Consider the following 3,193-nt stretch of genomic DNA (forward strand, 5'->3'; position numbering starts at 1 on the left):
GTCGGGGGGTCGGTCGGAGGATCCGTCGGAGGATCCGTGGGCGGATCGGTCGGAGGATCCGTGGGTTCGGTCGGAGTCTCAGTCGGTGTCTCCGTAACGCTTTCCGTGGGGGCGGGAGAGGCGGAGGTGTCGGCGTACACCGGGTGCACGCCGCTGAAGCCCATGAGCGCCATCACGCCGAGTCCCGCCAGGAACGAACGCGCCGACCGTGAGCGCACCCTGAACCCACCTCCACCGCTCGCCTACCATCCCGCACAATTGCGTTGAATTGGATGGAATCACGCGGCGAATAGGCGATCAACCCCGTCCGCAAAGGTCATTGCCAGATGCCTATGGAGAGGCGGCCAGGTATTCTCCCGTTATCATCGGGTGAGCCTTTTTCTGCAGCCGCATCGCACGCAGGACGACCTCGATCGCGAAGCGCGCGTCCGGGTCCGACAGCCGGTCTCCCAGAATGCCTTCGAGCTGGCGTATCCGGTAACGCACGGTCTGCGGATGGACGTTCAGCTCCTCGGCGATACCGGCGGCGGTGCCGCGGCTCACCAGCCAGGTGCGCAGCGTGTCGACCAGGCGTTCGCGCTGCCGGGGCGGGAACTCCGCCATCCCGCTGAGGTGGAGGCTCGCGAGCCGGTCGACGAGGGCCTGGTCCGACAGCAGCCACAGGGTGAGGAGGTGGTCGTCGCAGTCGGTCACCGGGGCGCTCTCCAGGACGCCCGACTCCACCAGGCCGAGCGTGCGCCGCGCCCACCGCAGCGAGTCGTTGACGCCGCCGATCGGGACCGCGGGCCCCGCGACGAGCTGCCCCTCGGGCAGCACCCGCAGCAGGGACCGCCGCCGCTCGACCGTCAGCTTGCCCGGCAGGAGCAGGAACGGCTGGGTCGCGGTGAGGTCGGCGAGGACGTCATCGTCCAGGGCCGCCCGCACATACGGGGAGCCGGCCGGGGCTGCGACCAGGGTCACCTCCTCCGGGATCGACCACCGCGCCCGTTCGGCGACCTCGGCCAGGACGCGGCCGGCCCCGAGGGGACGCAGCAGCAGCTCCAGCAGCCGCCGCCGGTGCGCCTCGACCTCGCCGTCCGGGCGCGCCTCCATGTAGCCCTCCAGGGCCAGCGCGGCCAGCTCGTCGATGTAGGTGAACAGCGCGTCGGCGAGCTGCGCCATGACGTCGCTGGACAGGTGCCTGCGGGGGCCGACCTTCATGATGCGGCGCCACGCGACCTGCGCGCCGAGGCGGAACGCGGACTGGAGCGTGTCGAGCGTCCGGCCCTCCTGCGACTCGAACCTGCCGAGCCTGCGGTACGTCTCGCGGTAGCGTTCGCGCGGCGCGCGGGGGTTGGCGACCTGCTCGACGAAGTCGGTCAGCGCCCGTTCGACACCGATCCGCAACGCCTCCACGTAAGGGCCCTGCATGGGCCTCCCATATTCGGGAATCGACCTCCGCACCTCGTGGATGATCTCCTGGGAGAGGCTGGGCAGCTCCGGCCGCATCATCACGGCCAGCCTCCGGGGCAGCTTCGGCCGCGGCTCGGCGCCCACAGGCGCGAGCGTCCGTGTCATCGGGACACCTCCGAGAACGCCGGCGTCACCGGTCCTGGCGTATGACCGGGCGGGGGCACCCGGCGTCCGGGACGGTCGGCACTACGGATTCGCCGCGGGCGCACTGAGCGGGGACCCCTGTGCGCCCCCGACAAGGATGTGAACTGAGACACGCCGACGGTAGTTCAATGGCGCCGCACACAAAGATAAAGAGAAGGTAAAATCACTCGCTGTCGCAGGTGCGGGCACACACAGTCCGGCGGCGGAAAAGTCATCGCATGGGCACCCTCCGCCGCTGCCGCAACCGGTGGGCGCGCAACACCGCGTCCAAGGCGAAACGCGCCGCCGGATCGGCCAGTTGCTCGTCGAACGTCTCGACAAGGCGCCGCATCCGGTACCGCACCGTCTGCGGATGGACGGCCAGGCGCCGCGCCGTTTCGACCGCGTTCCCCTGTGCCTCCAGCCATGCGCCGAGGGTTTCGGTCATGCGGGAACGCTGCGTCCGGCTCATCCCCGCCAGCGCCGAAAGCCGCCGCCGGGAGAGCTGGTCGAGCAGCGCCTCGTCCGACAGCAGCCACAGCTCCAGCAGATACCGCTCGCACAGCGTCGGGCCGCCGTCCTCCAGGACGCCGGACTCGACGAGCGCCAGCGCCCGCCGCGCCCACCGGAGCGAATCCGCCGCCTCGGCCAGCGGGACGCTCAGCCCCACCGCGGACCGGCGTTCGGGCAGCGCGTCGGACAGCATCCGCCTGCGCTCCCCGTCGAAGACCCCGGGCATCAGCAGGTGGGGCTCGGCGTCTCCCAGGTCGGCGAGCACGTCCTCGTCCAGCGCCGCCCGGATGCACCGCGCCCCGGCCGGCAGCGCGACCATCGTCACCTGGTCCGGCAGCGGCCAGCCCGCGGCCTCCGCCGCCTCGGCCAGCGCGCCGGTGGGCGCGCCCGGTCGCAGCGCCATCCGCAGCAGCCGCCGGTGCTCGCCGGCCAGCTCCTCCGCCGACCGCGACCGCGCCTCCAGGTACCCCTGCACCGACAGCGAGGCCAGCTCGTCGATGTAGGAGAAGAGGGCGTCGGCGAGCTGCGTCATCACCCCTGAAGGCAGCCGCCGCCGGTGCGCCACGTCCGAGACCCGCCGCCACGCGACCTGCACCCCGACCCGGTAGGCGGCCTGCAACGCGTCCAGGCTGCGCCCCTCGTAGGCCATGCTGCGCCCGAGTTCCCGGCACAGCTCGTCCCGGTGCTCGTGGGTGTCGCCGGCCCCCGTCACCTGGTCGACGAACGCGGCCATGACCTGCTCCACGCTGACCCGGATCGTCGGCCGCCGCACCGCGCGGCCCTGCCGCGGGTCATCCGGCACCGACCGCCGGACCTCGCCGATGATCTCCTCGGCGAGCGACGGCAGTTCGGCACTCAGAATGGCGATCACCTGTTGCGGGACCGGCCCCGGACGCCCTCGCCCAGCGAGGGTCCCCGTCATCGTCCACCCTCCTTCGCGCCGTAGAGGAACGATGCAAGGAAGGTAACCCAAACCCGCACGTCGCGCACCATTCCTGAGAAACTTTCACAGTCCGTGCGCGCGTCTCTACGCAGCCATTCAGCCGCTTATCCGCACCAACACCGCCCCTCCCGCCACACTCATACTCACTCGGCGAGTAAATGC

2 protein-coding genes are annotated in these 3,193 nt (G+C 71.3%); both read right to left on the reverse strand.

The genetic code is table 11. The annotated features are described in order from the left end of the window. Positions 1–330: 330 nt before the first annotated feature. Complete coding sequence (locus tag E1281_RS38750; protein ID WP_131884669.1) at positions 331–1,557, reverse strand: PucR family transcriptional regulator; 1,227 nt, start codon at positions 1,555–1,557, stop codon at positions 331–333. Between the two features lie 250 nt (positions 1,558–1,807). Then, positions 1,808–3,010, reverse strand: a complete 1,203-nt coding sequence (locus E1281_RS38755; protein WP_131884670.1) for a PucR family transcriptional regulator — start codon at positions 3,008–3,010, stop codon at positions 1,808–1,810. Between the last annotated feature and the right edge of the window lie 183 nt (positions 3,011–3,193).

Origin of the sequence: Actinomadura sp. KC345 (genome assembly GCF_004348515.1) — a bacterium.
Lineage (GTDB): Bacteria > Actinomycetota > Actinomycetes > Streptosporangiales > Streptosporangiaceae > Spirillospora.

Coding starts and splice junctions, on each gene's coding strand:
- E1281_RS38750 (WP_131884669.1), bottom strand. CDS start 1,557: ATGACACGGACGCTCGCGCCTGTGGGCGCCGAGCCGCGGCCGAAGCTG.
- E1281_RS38755 (WP_131884670.1), bottom strand. CDS start 3,010: ATGACGGGGACCCTCGCTGGGCGAGGGCGTCCGGGGCCGGTCCCGCAA.